General features: G+C 65.2%; 1 pseudogene. It reads right to left on the reverse strand.

Features of this window, described 5'->3' with window-relative positions:
- Nucleotides 1-90 precede the first annotated feature (90 nt).
- A pseudogene (locus tag PV766_RS24075) lies at nucleotides 91-719 on the reverse strand (IS5 family transposase); the annotation flags it as partial.

Here is a 719-nt window from a genome sequence, read left to right on the forward strand (position 1 = left end):
GACCATTCCAGCACCTCCGACTGCACAAATGATCAATTACCACACGTGCACCGGTGGTCACAAACTGTCGTTGCAGTATTAGAGCATGTCTCATTTGGTCAGTTTCTTGAAGCAGGTCAGCGCGGCAGCGAGTTGGAGAAAGACGGCGAAGTGCTCACCGTGACGTTCGTAGCGCATCGTCAGCCGGCGATAGCCGCTCAGCCACGCCAGGGTGCGTTCGATCTTCCATCGGTAACGGCCGAGGCGCTCGCTGCTGTCGACGCCGCGACGGGCGATCCGCGGAACGATGCCCCGTGCCCGCAGCCACCGGCGGTGTACGGGATAGTCGTAACCCTTGTCCGCCCGCAACCGGCCGGGCCGGCAGCGGCGCGGACCACGTCGCGATCGCACCGCTGGAATCGCAGTGACCATCGGCTGCAGCATGACACTGTCGTGGGTGTTTGCCGAGGTCACCGCCGTGACGAGGGGAATGCCGTCGGCGTCGGAGAGGATGTGGATCTTCGAGCCGTTCTTACCTCGATCGACCGGGCTGGGACCGGTCAGAGATCCCCCCTTTTCGCCCGGACGTGCGCTGCGTCCAGGATCGCGGCGGACCAGTCCAGGTCCCCACCGGCGCCGAGCCGATCGAGGACCCTGCGGTGGAGTTCGTCGAACACCCCGGCCCGAACCCAGGTCGTGAAGCGGCGGTGTGCGGTCGGAACGCTGACCCCGAACGACGG

This window comes from Rhodococcus sp. As11 (assembly GCF_048957735.1).
Taxonomy (GTDB): domain Bacteria; phylum Actinomycetota; class Actinomycetes; order Mycobacteriales; family Mycobacteriaceae; genus Rhodococcus; species Rhodococcus gordoniae.